General features: G+C 63.1%; 14 protein-coding genes. 4 read left to right on the forward strand and 10 right to left on the reverse strand.

Annotated features, from left to right (window positions below; genetic code table 11):
- Nucleotides 1–117: 117 nt before the first annotated feature.
- Complete coding sequence (gene sseA, locus Q363_RS04800) at nucleotides 118–969, reverse strand: 3-mercaptopyruvate sulfurtransferase (RefSeq protein WP_035348225.1); 852 nt, start codon at nucleotides 967–969, stop codon at nucleotides 118–120.
- A 148-nt stretch (nucleotides 970–1,117) separates the two neighbouring features.
- On the opposite strand from sseA, the gene Q363_RS04805 reads away from it, so the two are divergent.
- Both Q363_RS04805 and Q363_RS04810 read left to right on the forward strand, forming a co-directional pair.
- Nucleotides 1,118–2,314 carry a D-alanine--D-alanine ligase family protein gene (locus Q363_RS04805; RefSeq protein WP_035348226.1) on the forward strand — a complete coding sequence of 399 codons (1,197 nt, stop codon included), beginning with the start codon at nucleotides 1,118–1,120 and terminating at the stop codon, nucleotides 2,312–2,314.
- Nucleotides 2,315–2,362: 48 nt separating this feature from the next.
- On the forward strand, nucleotides 2,363–2,986 hold the full coding sequence (locus Q363_RS04810) for an energy transducer TonB (protein ID WP_035348228.1): 624 nt from the start codon (nucleotides 2,363–2,365) through the stop codon (nucleotides 2,984–2,986).
- 3 nt (nucleotides 2,987–2,989) lie between these two features.
- Here the strand turns inward: Q363_RS04810 and Q363_RS04815 are convergent, their stop codons facing one another.
- The 6 genes from Q363_RS04815 to trpB form a co-directional block, all read right to left on the reverse strand.
- The gene (locus Q363_RS04815) at nucleotides 2,990–4,231 is read right to left on the reverse strand and encodes a threonine ammonia-lyase (protein ID WP_342667385.1); all 1,242 of its coding nucleotides are present in this window, start codon (nucleotides 4,229–4,231) and stop codon (nucleotides 2,990–2,992) included.
- Nucleotides 4,232–4,252: 21 nt separating this feature from the next.
- On the reverse strand, nucleotides 4,253–5,107 hold the full coding sequence (locus Q363_RS04820) for a prephenate dehydrogenase/arogenate dehydrogenase family protein (protein ID WP_035348230.1): 855 nt from the start codon (nucleotides 5,105–5,107) through the stop codon (nucleotides 4,253–4,255).
- A gap of 15 nt (nucleotides 5,108–5,122) precedes the next feature.
- Nucleotides 5,123–6,142: a 3-deoxy-7-phosphoheptulonate synthase gene (gene aroF / locus Q363_RS04825; RefSeq protein ID WP_035348341.1), complete on the reverse strand. Its 1,020-nt coding sequence runs from the start codon at nucleotides 6,140–6,142 to the stop codon at nucleotides 5,123–5,125.
- A gap of 72 nt (nucleotides 6,143–6,214) precedes the next feature.
- Nucleotides 6,215–6,478: a chorismate mutase gene (locus Q363_RS04830; RefSeq protein WP_035348342.1), complete on the reverse strand. Its 264-nt coding sequence runs from the start codon at nucleotides 6,476–6,478 to the stop codon at nucleotides 6,215–6,217.
- A 191-nt stretch (nucleotides 6,479–6,669) separates the two neighbouring features.
- Complete coding sequence (gene trpA, locus Q363_RS45830) at nucleotides 6,670–7,821, reverse strand: tryptophan synthase subunit alpha (RefSeq protein ID WP_084080008.1); 1,152 nt, start codon at nucleotides 7,819–7,821, stop codon at nucleotides 6,670–6,672.
- A gap of 10 nt (nucleotides 7,822–7,831) precedes the next feature.
- A complete protein-coding gene (gene trpB / locus Q363_RS04845) occupies nucleotides 7,832–9,088 on the reverse strand; it encodes a tryptophan synthase subunit beta (protein ID WP_035348348.1) in 1,257 nt (418 codons plus the stop codon).
- A gap of 340 nt (nucleotides 9,089–9,428) precedes the next feature.
- Between trpB and Q363_RS04850 the strand changes: the two genes are divergently transcribed.
- Together Q363_RS04850 and Q363_RS04855 are read left to right on the forward strand one after the other, a co-directional pair.
- Complete coding sequence (locus Q363_RS04850) at nucleotides 9,429–10,313, forward strand: LysR substrate-binding domain-containing protein (protein ID WP_035348232.1); 885 nt, start codon at nucleotides 9,429–9,431, stop codon at nucleotides 10,311–10,313.
- Nucleotides 10,314–10,420: 107 nt separating this feature from the next.
- Complete coding sequence (locus Q363_RS04855; protein ID WP_035348234.1) at nucleotides 10,421–11,683, forward strand: cupin domain-containing protein; 1,263 nt, start codon at nucleotides 10,421–10,423, stop codon at nucleotides 11,681–11,683.
- Nucleotides 11,684–11,791: 108 nt separating this feature from the next.
- Here Q363_RS04855 and Q363_RS04860 read toward each other — a convergent pair whose 3' ends face one another.
- The 3 genes from Q363_RS04860 to Q363_RS04875 all read right to left on the reverse strand — a co-directional run bounded on the left by Q363_RS04860 (nucleotide 11,792) and on the right by Q363_RS04875 (nucleotide 14,708).
- Nucleotides 11,792–11,932 (reverse strand): hypothetical protein, encoded by a 141-nt coding sequence (locus Q363_RS04860; RefSeq protein ID WP_157466536.1) that lies wholly within the window; start codon nucleotides 11,930–11,932, stop codon nucleotides 11,792–11,794.
- Between the two features lie 458 nt (nucleotides 11,933–12,390).
- Entirely contained in the window at nucleotides 12,391–13,851 is a 1,461-nt protein-coding gene (locus tag Q363_RS04870; RefSeq protein ID WP_035348239.1) for a hypothetical protein, read from the reverse strand.
- Between the two features lie 86 nt (nucleotides 13,852–13,937).
- On the reverse strand, nucleotides 13,938–14,708 hold the full coding sequence (locus Q363_RS04875) for a hypothetical protein (RefSeq protein ID WP_051978373.1): 771 nt from the start codon (nucleotides 14,706–14,708) through the stop codon (nucleotides 13,938–13,940).
- Nucleotides 14,709–14,713 lie beyond the last annotated feature (5 nt).

Consider the following 14,713-nt stretch of genomic DNA (forward strand, 5'->3'; position numbering starts at 1 on the left):
TCGCAGCGACCCAAAGTATACACCCACTCTACGTTGACCGTTCGTCTAAGTTCCCATCTTTCTGATGGATGCCGTACGCAAACGGAACGGCTCGGCGAGGTAATCGATTACGTTGCGCTACGCGTCCTTCTCGATCACAGCCTCGGGCCGCTGCGCATACTCCGCCCACGAGCCATCATAAAGGCTCACCTGCGTCGCCCCGGCAATCTCAAGCCCCAGCGCGATCACCGCAGCCGTCACGCCCGACCCGCACGTCGTCGTCACCGGCTGATCGAGCCTCACGCCCTTCCCCGCAAAGATCTCCCGCAGACCTTCCGGGTCCTTCATGCGGCCGCCCTCGGCCAGCTCTGTAAACGGAACCGAAGTCGCCCCCGGCATATGCCCCGAGCTGATCCCCGCCCGCGGCTCCGGAGCCGTCCCCACAAACCGACCTGCCGAGCGCGCGTCCAGAATCTGTATCGTCTCTTGAGTCCGCCGCGCGATCATCCCCTGCACCTGCCCGAAGTCCCTCACGGCATCGCGATCCAGCCGCGCAGTGAAGCTCGCCGACTCGCGCTTCACCTCGCCCGACTCCACCGGAAGCCCCGCCTCCACCCACGCCGGCAGGCCGCCGTCCAACACATAGACCTCTTTCGCCCCAAACGTCCGCAGCATCCACCACGCGCGCGGCGCCGAGAACACACCCACCTGCTCGTAGACCACGATCGTCATCCCGTCGCCCATGCCCATCTCCGACATGCTCCGCGAGAACTCCTCCTCCGTCGGCAACATATGCGGCAGCGAGGTCGCATGATCCGAGAGCTCGTCGATGTCGAAGAACACCGCGCCCGGAATATGCCCCTCCCGATACCGCGCCCGCGTATCCACCGGAGGAGTCACCCCCACCGGAGGAAGCGTTGCGTCCAGAACGACGACACCCGGATCTTTGAGACGGTCCCTAAGCCACAACATCGAGACAAGAGGATTCATGCAACCAGCTTACAGAACGAGATGCTCCACGTCCGGGAAGATGCTGTCAAGTGCCGGAACGCCAGTGAGGTGGGGTGTACCCTCATGTTCCGGTCCGAAGATCCGCGCCAATCTCCTCTTCACTTATCTAGACTGAAAGAGGACAGCAATGAAGAAAAAACTACGCATCGGAATCCTCTTCGGCGGACGCTCGGGAGAGCACGAGGTCTCGCTCCTCTCCGCCGCCTCCATCCTCAAGGCCATCGACAAGAAGAAGTACGACGTCGTCCCCATCGGAATCACGCGCGAGGGCCGCTGGGTCACCGCCGATGACGCCCACGCCTTGCTCACAGGCTCGCAGCCGCCCGAGAACCCGCGCCTCGCCGGCGATCCTGAGGCCACCCCCACCGCCGCGGTCATCAAACGCGGCGAGGCCATCATCGTCCCGCCCGTGCCAGCCGAGTCGCTCCAGCCGCTCGAACTCCACGCCGCCGCCGAGCTCTCCCCGGCACGCCCAGCACTCGCGCTCGACGTCGTCTTCCCCGTCCTGCACGGGACGTTTGGTGAAGACGGAACGATTCAAGGGCTGTTTGAGCTCGCCGACATCGCCTACGTCGGCTCCGGTGTCCTCGGCTCCGCCGCCGGCATGGATAAGGCCGCCATGAAGAAGCTCTTCGCCGCCGAGGGCCTTCCCCAGACGCCCTACCTCGCCGTGCTGCGCAGCGTGTGGCGGGGCAACCCGAAGGCCGCGACCAAAAAGATTGAGACCGCGCTCCGTTACCCGCTCTTCGTGAAGCCCGCGAACCTCGGCTCCTCCGTCGGAATCAGCAAGGTCCACGACCGCAGCGAGCTCGCCGCCGCTATGGACCTCGCCGCCAGCTTCGACCGCAAGCTCGTCATCGAGCAGGGCGTCGGCGGCCCCGGCGCGAAGCCCCGCGAGCTCGAGGTCGCCGTCCTCGGCAACGACTCGCCCGAAGCAAGCGTCGTCGGCGAGATCGTCCCCGGCTCCGAGTTCTACGACTACGAGGCCAAGTACCTCTCCGACGCGAGCGTGCCCATCATCCCGGCCAAACTCACCGCCGCCGAGTCCAAGCAGATCCGCCAGATGGCCATCGAAGCCTTCAAAGCCTGCGACTGCTCCGGCCTCGCAAGAGTCGACTTCCTGATGGAACCCGCAAAGGGAAAGACCAAGCCCCGCATCTACCTCAACGAGATCAACACGCTCCCCGGCTTCACCAGCATCAGCATGTACCCCAAGCTCTGGCAGGCCACCGGCCTCCCCTACAAGCAGCTCATCGACCGCCTCATCCAGCTCGCCGTCGAACGCCATCGGGAAAAGCACCAAACCCGGTTCACCCGCGTCTAAAACTTCAGACGCCGGGCCAACACCACTCAAGAAGCCTCGGGAGCAGCAGTGGACACCATCGGTCGGCCAGTCGCTCAACCCGTTCGCAGCCCGGTATCCGCCGCAGCGTCGTTCGCGCTGCACGCCTTGGTTTTCTCTGTCCTGCTCTATCACGGCCGCCACTGGATCGCACCCATCCGCTATCCCGGCACCGCGCAGGGCCACAACATCGTCCTCAACTACCTGCCCGGACGCGCCCCCGCCGTCGCACCGCCGCCCAGAGCGCAGCCAATCGAGACAAAGAGCACCCTTGCTCTCAAAAAACCTGAACCGACGACGCCGACCCAGACGTCGCCCAACCGCAACTCACCAGCCTCGGATCATCCCGACTCCGCCAGCGGAGCTGACGCACTCGGCTCCGGCAACATCAGCATCGCGCTCGCAAAATATTTCCCGCGCCCCAAACCCGATCTCACAAAGCTCCCGAGCGGCACCAGGTGCGATGTCATCCTCGACATCACCATCGACGAGAACGGCCGCATCTCGGACCTCAAGCTGATCAAAGGCGTCGAGCAATCCGTCGACGAGGTCGTCATCGCCACCGTGCGCAGCTGGACCTTCAACCCCGCCAACCGCGACGGCCAGCCCGTAGCCAGCGAGCAGGAGCTCCGCTTCCACTACGAAAAGGGCTGAGCGTCAGATCACGCGGCTGTACACATAGCCGCCGTCATCAAGCGCCGCCAGCAGCTCCTGCACCTGCTCCGGGCCGCGCGTCTCGAGCGTAATGTCGATCGTCGTGTCGCCCAGGTTCACGCCGTAGTACGCGCGGTTGTAGAGCGTGTCCACGATGTTCGCACGATGCTGCGCGATCAGCTTTGTGAGCTCGGCCAGCGCGCCCGGCTTGTCCAGCAGGTGAATCCGCAGGCGGATCATGCGGCCGTCCTGCACCAGGCCGCGCTCGATGATGCGGCTCAGCAACGTGACGTCGATGTTGCCGCCGCCGATCACCACTGCCGTGCGCAAGCCATCGAGCGACGTCTTCTTCTGGATCAGCGCCGCCAGCCCCGCCGCGCCCGCGCCCTCGGCCAGCGTCTTCTCGCGCTCGAGCAGTGTGAGGATGGCCGACGCGATCTCGTCCTCGTCGACCGTCACAATCTCATCGACGTAGCGCTCGACCACCGGCAGCGTCACCTCGCCCGCGCGACGCACCGCAATGCCATCCGCAATCGTTGTCCCCGGAGGAATCGTCACCGGCTGATGCTGCTCCACTGCAACCGCCATCGAGGGCAGCCGCGACGTCTGCACGCCAACGACCCTGATCGATGGGTTCGACTCCTTGATCGCGCACGCCACACCGCCGATCAGCCCGCCGCCGCCGACCGGAACCACGACTGCCTCGAGCCCCGGGACCTGCTCGAGCAGCTCGAGGCCAATCGTTCCCTGGCCCGCCATCACCGCCGGATCGTCGAACGGATGGATGAAGGTCATCTCCTGCGCCGCGCAGATGCGGCGAGCCTCTTCGTACGCCTCGTCGTAGTTCGCGCCGTGCAGCACGACCTCAGCGCCGAAGCCGCGCGTCGCCGTGACCTTGACCAGCGGAGTCGCGAGCGGCATCACGATCAGCGCGCGAATCCCGCGCTTGGTCGCGTGATACGCCACCCCCTGCGCATGATTGCCCGCGCTCGCCGCCACCACGCCGCGCCCGGCCTGCTCCGGAGTCAGCAGCGCAATACGGTTCAGCGCGCCGCGCTCCTTGAACGAGCCCGTCATCTGCAGGTTCTCGAGTTTCAGATAAACCTGCTGCCCGGTCAGCGCCGACAGCATCTGCGAGTACGCGCACGGCGAACAGTAGATCGCCCCGCGCAGCCGCTCGCGCGCAGCTTCCACATCGGCCAGGCTGATCATCATGTCGCTCACCACTCGCTCCGTCGTGCTCAAAACTCCACTCCTTCTAAAACATCACCGCCGCGAGCGAAACTTATTCGCCAGCGAAAACTCATCGCGCAGTCCCGGAGTCCGCAGGTTCTCCCGCACATGCCCCAGCCGCTGCTCCAGCGCCAGCAGCGTGTCGGCAATCGAATCCGTGTTCGTCAGTGCGACATCGCGCCACATGCTGTACGGACTTGCGCCCAGCCGCGTCGTCTCCCGCAGCGCGCGTCCGCCGATCGCCGCAATCTCCGGCGCGTCGCCAAACCTCTCCTCCAACAGCGCCGCCAGCGCCGTCGAGAGCATCTGCGGCAGGTGGCTCACCCACGCGCACATCTCGTCATGCCGCGCCGCGTCCATATCCAGCGTGCGCGCGCCGAAGAAGCCCACCCAGCTCCGCCACTCCCTCTCGCTCGGCGTGGGCTCCGCTGTGGCCGGGGTGAACAACCACATCGCGTCGCTGAACAGCGTGCCCTCGGCCAACAACGCGCCGCCCGACTCCTTGCCCGCCATCGGGTGCCCGGGCAGAAACACCGCCTGCCCCTCGCCGCCGTACAGCTTCCTCGCCAGCCCCAGGATCTCGAGCTTCGTGCTGCCCACATCCGTCACCAGCTGCCCGGCTCTCATCACGCCGGACAGGTGCTGCATCCAGTCCTTGATCGCGAGCACAGGAACGGCGAGCACCACCGCGTCGGCCTCCCGCGCAAGCTCGAGCGCGCCCCGCTGATGGTCCGCAATGTCGTCGATCGCGCCCATCTCCTGCGCTGCGCGAAGCTCCAGCAGGCTCTGATCCCAGCCGTCGATGCGGCCCGCAAACCCGGCAGCACGCAGAGCAAGGCCGACCGACGATCCGATCAGCCCTGTCCCGACGATGAGTACACGCTCCATCACGCCTGCCGCTCCCTATGCCACCGACCGCCCGACCACCGGCGCCAGCTGCTTCAGCTGGGCCACCAGCTTCTCCAGCTGGTCAGGATACATGCTCTGCGCGCCGTCGCTCATTGCCTTGTCCGGATTCGGGTGCATCTCCATCAGCAGTCCGTCCGCGCCCGCAGCAACAGCGGCCAGCGCCATCGGAGGAACCAGGTCGCGAATCCCAACGCCGTGCGAAGGATCGCCCAGCACCGGAAGATGCGTCAGCTTCTTCAGCACCGGAATCGCCGAGATGTCCATCGTGTTACGCGTGTACGTCTCGTACGTGCGGATGCCGCGCTCGCACAGCATCAGGTCGTAGTTGCCGCCCGAGAGGATGTACTCCGCCGACAGCAGAACCTCTTCGATCGTCGCCGAGATGCCGCGCTTCAGCAGGCACGGCTTGCGAATGTGCCCAAGCTCGCGCAGCAAATTGAAGTTCTGCATGTTGCGCGCGCCGATCTGGAAGCAGTCGATGTACGGCAGCATCAGCTCGATCTGCGAGATCTCCATCACCTCGGTGATCACCAGCAGACCCGTCTCATCGGCCACATCGCGCAGCAGCTTCAGGCCCTCAAGCCCCATGCCCTGGAAGCTGTACGGCGAGCTGCGCGGCTTGAACGCTCCACCGCGCAGGAACTTTCCTCCCGCCGCGGCCACCTGCTTCGCACTCAGCAAAATCTGATCGCGCGACTCCACCGAGCACGGCCCGGCCATCACGACAACGTCCTTGCCGCCCACAACGACACCATTGGGGAACCTGACCTTCGTGCCCTCGGGCCGGAAGTTGCGCCCCGCAAGCTTATACGGCGACGAGATTCGGTACGCCTCATGCACGCCGGCGAGAACTTTGAACTCCTCCACCTCAAAGTGGTCCGGGGTTCCCACGCCGGCCAGAATCGTCTGCGCGGCTCCCGTGGTCCGGTGGACGTTGAAGCCGAGCTCGACCATCCGCTCAATTACAAGCTGAATATTCTCCTCTGTTGCCGTACCCTGCATCGCTACGATCATCGTCTTCGTCTTCACTTTCTCTCGTGGAACTGAAATGAATTTCAAACTCTGTGTGCCGCCACTTCCGCCCGTCTAGTCGTGATGCCTCTGTAGAGCGCGCATCACATCGATGATCCGCTCATACACATCGACGATCTCGACATCCGACAACGGCCCGGGATTCGCGCGGCGGACGTGATCGAAGACGTCCTTCTCGCGCTGCGGCTCATACACCGGAAGGTTGGCCTTCTGCTTGAGCTCGCCGATAGCCCGCGCGGCCGCCGCCCGCTGGTTGATAAGGCGAACAATCTGTTCGTCCAGCTCATCGATCTTCCGCCGCCAGTCAGCAATCTCCATCGAATGTCCTCGCATCGCAGCGGGCCTCGCTGCACGTTTTCGGGTGTATGTCTCATGATAACTGCCGGTCTCGCGACGTCCGGCACTCTCAACTGCCATCGGTGCAGCCAAAGGCGGCGAAGCTCCGTGAAGCCGGGTGCCCCACATCTCGACTTTGAGATGTGGGTTCGCAGGATGCATGGGTGTCCCATTCATGCGCGCAACCCCGCAACAAACCTGCCCACCGCAGCAGCCGCCTGCTCTGGAGCGGTCTTCTCGATCAACTGCACAATCGCCGAGCCGACAACAGCCGCATCGGCAAACTCACCCACAGCCTTCACGTGCTCGGGAGTAGAGATGCCGAAGCCCACCGCAACCGGCAGCTTCGTGAACTGTCGCAGCCGCCCTACTAACTCAGCCGCATCACCCGCAACGTTTTGCTGCGTTCCCGTAATTCCTAAGCGCGAGATCGCATAGACAAAACCCTCGGACGCTGCAGCAATCGCCTTCAACCGCGCATCCGTGCTCGTCGGTGCCGCCAGAAACACCGGAGCCAGCCCGTTCGCATGCATCGCCCACAGATACTCACCAGCTTCTTCGACGATCATGTCCGTCAACAGAACGCCGTCGACTCCGGCATCCGCCGCAGCCGCACAAAAGCTCTGCATGCCGGCTACAGGCTCAAGCAAAATCGGCCTGGCTTTGCGCGCCGCCTCCTTGAAGGCCATGGAACCAGCAATCTTGAACGCCATCTCGTTGGAGTCGATTTCGTGATAGCTCGCATCCTTGAGCGAGACTTTGATATCGACCATCTCGTTTCCAGCGAGGACGCCTCCCTTCATCGCTTCCTGGATTCCTTCGTTGATTGCCCTGATGTATTCCTCAGGAATCGTGCCTGCTTTGATGTCGCTCGAGAACTCATATCCCTTTCCCGACCGGTTCGGCTCGATGCGAATGTCTGCATGACCAAAGTTGCCCTTCCCACCAGTCTGTCTTACATATCTGCCTTTTCCCTCAGCAGCCGTTATAATCGTTTCGCGATAATTCGCCTTCAACTTACCCATCCGAATAACCGGATTCAGGTAAGAAAAGAGAACTAAGCCGCAGGTAGGCCGAGCCTTGCGAAGCTCCTTCGCCACCTCAAGCACATCCGTCAGCCGCACACCCTTTGCCACCGCACGCTCACTCGCACGCTGAATCACCGGCCCATCGGCCAGCGGATCGCTGAACGGCACGCCAAGCTCAATCACATCCGCGCCGTTATCTATAGCGGCCAGCGCAATATCGCGCGTCGTTGCAAGATCAGGATCACCCGCGGTGAGGTAAACCACAATTCCCGGCTTCTTCTTGAACTCAATCGCCATCTCTCTCGACTTAGCCTTTCGCTGACTCGCTGACTTGCTGACTTGCTGACTCGCTTCCCTTCAGGCTCAACTCCCGCGAAAGAATCCCCATATCCTTATCCCCGCGCCCCGAAAGATTCACCATCAGCACATCCTTCTTCCCCATCGTCGGAGCCAGCCGAATCGCCTCCGCCACCGCATGCGCGCTCTCGAGCGCCGGAAGAATCCCCTCTGTCCGCGCCAGCGTGACGGTCGCCTTCAAAGCATCCGCATCCGTGCACGACGTATACGTCGCGCGCCCCGAGTCATGCAACATCGCATGCTCCGGCCCTACACTCGCGTAGTCCAGTCCCGCCGACACCGAGTGCGTCGCCGCAATCTGCCCCGCGTCATCCTGCAACACGTAGCTGTACGTCCCCTGCAGCACACCCGGAATGCCGCCGCCAATCTTCATGAAGCGCGCCGCATGTTCTCCCAGCGCCGTCCCACGCCCACCGGCCTCGACACCGATCAGCTGCACATTCGCATCGTTCAGAAACTCGTAGAACGCTCCAATCGCATTCGACCCACCACCCACACACGCAACCACGGCAGTCGGCAGCTTGCCCTCATGCTCCATGATCTGCCGCTTCGCCTCCTTGCTGATGACGCGATGAAAGTCGCGCACCATCGTCGGGTAAGGATGCGCCCCCAGCGCCGAGCCCAGGATGTAGAACGTCGTCCGCACATTCGTCACCCAGTCGCGCATCGCCTCGGAGATCGCATCCTTCAACGTCGCCGAGCCCGCGCTCACGCCGCGCACCTCCGCGCCCAGCAGCCGCATTCGGTAGACGTTCAGCTCCTGACGGCGCATGTCCTCCTCGCCCATGTAGACCACGCACTCCATGCCCAGCAGAGCGCACACCGTCGCGGTCGCCACGCCATGCTGTCCCGCGCCCGTCTCGGCGATGATGCGCTGCTTGCCCATGCGCCGCGCCAGCAGCCCCTGCCCCAGCGCGTTGTTGATCTTGTGCGCCCCCGTGTGCAGCAGGTCCTCGCGCTTCAGATAGATCTTCGCGCCGCCCAGTTGCTCGCTCAGCCGCTTCGCAAAGTACAGCGGAGTAGGCCGCCCGCAATAATCCTTCAGCAGCCCCGCCAGCTCCGCCTGAAACGCCTCGTCCTTCTGGGCCTCCGCGTACGCCGCCTCCAGCTCCTCGAGCGCGGCCATCAGCGTCTCCGGCACATATCGCCCGCCGTACGCCCCGAACCGCCCCGCCCCCGACCGTAACGGGCCTGCCGGACTCACCATCGCCGCCGTCGTTCCACCTGTTGCCCCGCCTGTCGCCGTGCCCATATCCGCTCCTGCGCTCAACCCCAAAAAGCAAAAACCGCAACCTTGTCGGTCGCGGCTCGTGTGGATGTCGAATCTTGTCTGAACTTCAGCTTATTCAGCTAATCCCTCAGAAGACCCTACTCCGCCGGAGCCGCTACCGGATACCAGTAGCGGTAAATAAAGCTAATAAATCGGCTGGAGTGAAAGATCATCTTGCTCATCAAGATACACGGTTCCCCCACCCCATCGCAAGCTGTCCCGGCAAAAATGCAGCCCTTCTGTCAATCGACTACCGTAACGTCAGGAGCCGATCACCATGGAATTCAGACAGCTGCGATCCTTTCTCGCCGTGGCTCGCACGCTCAACTTCAGCCGTGCCGCACGCGAGCTGCATCTCTCGCAGCCCGCCCTCAGCACGCAGATCAAAGCCCTCGAGGAGGATCTCGGCGCCGCGCTGCTTGAACGAAACAAACGCACTGTCAGACTCACCCGCGCAGGCGAAGGCTTCCTGGTCGATGCACAGCTTCTGCTCGACAACGCCGTCCAGGCGCAGCGCCGCGCTCACCGCTTTGCCTCCGGCGAGGCTGGCCACCTCCGCATCGCCTTCGTCGCCAGCGCCACCGCACAGCTGGTGCCTGCCATCACTCTCGCCTTCCGCACCCGATATCCGCACGCCTCCTTCGAGCTCAAGAACCTTCCCACCGTCGTGCAGGTTGAGGCCCTCGAAGCCCACACCCTCGACGTCGGCTTCGTACGCCTGCCCCTCACCGCACCAAAGCTCGTCATCACTCCCCTCCACTCCGAGCCTTTCGCGATCGTCGTCTCCAAAAGCCATAGGCTCGCGCGCGAAAAGCGTCTTACCGTCGCCCACCTTGCCGGCGAGCCCTTCATCGCCTACGGCCAGCGCTGGGCGCCGGAGTTCTACCAGACCTGGACCGGTATCTGCCGTAACGCCAGTTTCACTCCGGTCATCGTGCAGGAGGCCGCCGAGATGGACACCGCGATCTCTCTCGTAGCCGCCGGCATGGGCGTCGCCATCCTGCCCGAAGGCGTGGCCAGGCGCGGCCACAAGACGCTTCGCGTCATTCCTCTCCTTCGAGAGAAGATCCGTTCGCACATCGGCATCGCCGTAGCCCGCGACACCTCCGACCCGCTTTGCCAAAATCTCATCGCCCTCGCAAAGAAGGTCACGAAGCGCTGATCAAACAGAACAGTTATCTGAAATTTCGATTACTGTCTTCGAAAATTACAATTGGATTGATAGATCAATCCGAACCTTTAATAAGAGTGGACACCAGGACATGACAGATGATCTCGACAGCACAATCCGAACAGCCCGGCATTAACCGGCGCTCATTTCTGGGAGCTGCAGCAGCGGCCTTGAGCGCAAGCGCCATCATGGCTCCGGACGCGTTTGCGCAGAGCCGCGAACAGATTCGCAAAGGCACCGCCAATCACTCCGCCGACAATCCCGGACCGGTCAACAAGGCTCTGCAGGCCGAGAACAACAGCTCCAACACTCCGCCCGACACCGACCACGGCGACGTCTCCCCCTTCTGGTACTCCTTTGAGCTCTCGCACCGTCGCATCCAGGACGGCGGCTGGACCCGCCAGGTCACCCAGAAGGACCTCCCTGACTCGAAGGATCTCGCCGGCGTCAATATGCGCCTTACCGCCGGCAGCTACCGCGAACTGCACTGGCACACCGCGAACGAGTGGGCGTTCATGCTCTACGGCTCCGCCCGCATCACTGTACTCAACACCGACGGAACCATCTTCATCGACGATGTCCACGCAGGCGACCTCTGGTTTTTTCCCAGAGGCTTACCGCACTCCATCCAGGGCCTCGGCCCCGATGGCTGCGAGTTCCTTCTCGTCTTCGACCAGGGCACCTTCTCCGAATACCAGACCTTCCTCCTCTCCGACTGGGTCGCCCACACTCCCCCATCCATCCTCGAGAAGAACTTCATGCTCCCCGCCAGCGCCATCCGCAAGCTGCCCGACGACGAAGAGTACATCTTTCCCGGAACCGTCCCCGGCCCGCTCGAGGACGACAAGCGAGCCGTCGGCGGTGCTGCCGTCGAATCGAAGATCTCCTATAGCTTTCGCATGCAGTCCATGAAGCCCACCTTTGAGGACGCAGGCGGAAGCGTGCGCATCGTCGACTCCACCAACTTCCCTGCGGCAAAGACCATCACCGCCGCGCTCGTCACCATCAAGCCCGGAGCGCTCCGCGAGATGCACTGGCACCCCAACGCCTCCGAGTGGCAGTACTGGATCCGGGGCTCAGGACGCATGACCGTCTTCGTCTCCTCCGAGAAGGCCCGCACCATGAGCTTCAACGCCAACGACGTCGGCTACGTGCCCGCCGTCGCCGGACACTACGTCGAAAACACCGGAACCGAGGACGTCGTCTTCCTCGAGATGTTCAAGAGCGACGTCTTCTCCGACGTCTCTCTCAACCAGTGGATCCGCCGCCTGCCAAACCTAATGGTCAGGGAGCATCTCCACCTCGACTCCTCCGAGATCGGTCGCATCCCCGACGCCAAAGACCCCATCCTGCCGAGATGATGCCCTCCACCCTGTTCGGCTGGGAAGCAATCGCCGCGTTCAATCCACCGGCGATTGCTTTCCCGGTTGGAGGGTGAGCGATAGGCCTGCTCTATCGCTCCATCCTCATCAGTCCACCCGCGACCGGCCCCAGCTGAACCGCTTCGCAAAGTACAGCGGAGTAGGCCGCCCGGAATAATCCTTCAACAGCCCCGCCAGCTCAGCCTGGAACGCCGCGTCGTCCTTCGCCTGCGCATAAGCAGAAATCATCTTGTCCTCAAAGACACATGGCAGGGCAGCGCTCTGCAAGTATCAGTGTTTGTGAGAGCGACAGCCTCAATCAAATTTGCTCTTTTGGCTGGCTAACTGTCGGCGGTTATCTTTAACGGCAATTCGAACTGCATCGAGAAAAAATATGCCAATTCCATATGCCAGAGAATTAACCGCCAAGTACGCACTCCAACGGATCCAGTCGTTAGCCTCAATTGCCGACCCAGCCGCTAGTCCTGGTAACAGCGCTGATATGAAGAATGGCTTAGGCATCATCGGCTTGTCTCGGTACGGTATCAGCCAGCTAAAAAACATGGAGGCGGCCGAGAGAATCAGGGTTATCCCCAGCCCCCCGGTCAAATATAGGACTACTCGTCGCCTTATAAAGCAAGGGGTCTTGAAGATCTCCATCCGAGTCCGCCTAAGTGTTCCGAATCGCTATTATGAGCCGTCATCGTTCAAGGCTCCAGTACAAACTTCCGTATCGCAATCTGCGCCCCCGTCGTAGCCCGCGCCGGAGCCGAGTGCACCACCACCGTAATCTCATCGAACATCACACCATCCATCGCCGCCGGCACTGGAAACCGCAGCCGCTCCTCCGGCGGACTCCCCGTCGCCGGCCCCCGCAGACTCACCCGCTGTTCGCTCGAAGGAATCACCGCCGTACCCAGATAGTGCGGAGCCTGCGCCGCGGCCACCGCATTCACCCTTGCCTTCTCCGACCTGTCATCAGCCTTCTTCCGCACCCAAAGCTCCAGCGCAATCGTCCCCTCGCGACGATCGCCATTCTGCACCACCAGGTCCATCGCGCTGCAGCACCCCAGGTCCATCGGCGTGTCCAACTTCTGGTGAGCCTCCATCAGCAGCGGATATCGATCCGACGACCGTATCGTCGTCTTCAGCGTGCTTCCCTTCACCACCTTCGCCGTCGGTCGCGGCTGCTTGTCCGGCGCCTTGAAGAACCAGTACTGTCCGTCAAACGGAATCTCCATCGGCTCGGCGATCTTCACGCCGAACGTCGGCACCAGCTCGCGCTTCACCGGCAGCGAGATCTTCTTATGCTCATCGCTCAACGGCAGCAGGATGATCCCCACATAGCCCTCGCTGTTCTGCGGCTGCGCACTGGAAGCTGCTTCGGCTACTCGCGGCCGGGGCGTCCCATGAAGCAATCGAAACGGCGCCACCCGCAGGTACGGCAGCAGCGCAATTACCGTAAACACAAACGCAGCCGCCGTAAGCCAGACCTGTCGCGGCCGCGAGATCATCGGTCCCATACCCGCATCGACTCTCGTCTTCTGTGTCGCCCTCCATCCCAGCACAGCAGCACACACACCCACCGCCACCGAGGCCAGCGTGAACCGCCGTGCCGCCATCAACGCTACAGCCGCTTCAACCAGCACCGCCAGCAGAAACGAAGGAAGAATCATCCGCCGGAACGCCCCCGCCTCAAACTGAAACCCGACGCCATGCACCGGACTCTGCAACTCGCCCGGCACCTCGGCCGCGGCCTCCACATCGCATCGCTTCAAAAAGATGCCAAGGATCGCCAGGCACACGCATCCGGCCAGCAGCATCAGCAGCGACCACGTCTCCACAAACAGCACCCATGCCGGAATCCACAGCGCCGCCAGACACGCCGCCCGTACCACCGGTGTCGCCAGCCGTCGACCTCCCGGAACCGCGCTCGCGCAGATCGTGCGCACCACGAATCCGCACACCATCACCGCCACGAGCAGCAGCGACGCCGCGAGCAACACCGCTCCAAATCTGGGAAGCGTCCCACGCCGCAGCCACGAGCAAACAAAGTCCAGCACCCACGCCGCGACAATGATGCCGGGAATCATCGGCCACACCGGAGCGCGCGCCGCCGCCACTGGGCTCACTCCGGCACTCGTCTGCGACTCCGCACGCTGCGCCATGCGAACCCTCTCCGATGTCGCAAGAAGAATCGCACAGAATGCGTCGCATCCCCGCCTGCCGCAGCAAATATTTTTTTGCGCGCCTGCTAGTCCACCCGCGACCGGCCCCAGCTGAACCGCCGCCCCACAATCGCCTTCACGATCAGGTGGTCCGTCGAAGCCGTCGCCCCCACCCCCACGCCGAAGTTCAGCTCCCACTTCGGCGAGACGTTCAGGTCCGTCACCGCGAAGATCTGCTGCTGCTGGTCGTGCAGCGCATCGAACGACCACACCCGCCCGAACGCCCCGTAGTACTCAAACCCACCCGAGATCTTCTTCGTGAAGTCGTACCCCACCTTCGCCGCCGGCGCAAAGCCCACGCCCTGCTTCGTGTCCGGCCCATGCCACGTCCGCTCCAGCGCCGGGTTCACCGCGAAGTACCACCGCCCGATCGACTTGTCCACGATCGGTCGTATCTCCCACGTCCACGTATCCGGCGAGTACTGCGACCTCTGGTACCCCACCTCCGTCGAAAGGCTCACCCCCACCGGCCAGTGCCACGAGTCCGGCACGCGCACCCGCGGCCGTATATGGTCGCCCACCCACTGCACCCCATGCCCGTCCTGCCAGCTCGTGAAGACATAGAAGCCCACCTCCGACCAGCTGTTCAGTCCCTGCGTGATCTCCAGCGTCTCGTGCAGCTGATGGTTCGTCGGATACGTCCCGTCGTCGGTCTTCGTCGAGCCCTTCGGCGTAAAGTTCGAGTGAATCTCCACCATCGTCGACTTCGGAGCCACCGTGTCCGACCCGTATACCTGAATCTCGTAATTGCCCTGCGCCCGCGCGCAGACCGCGCCCAGCAGAACAATCCATGCCATCAAAC

The organism is Edaphobacter aggregans DSM 19364 (assembly GCF_000745965.1).
GTDB lineage: Bacteria > Acidobacteriota > Terriglobia > Terriglobales > Acidobacteriaceae > Edaphobacter > Edaphobacter aggregans.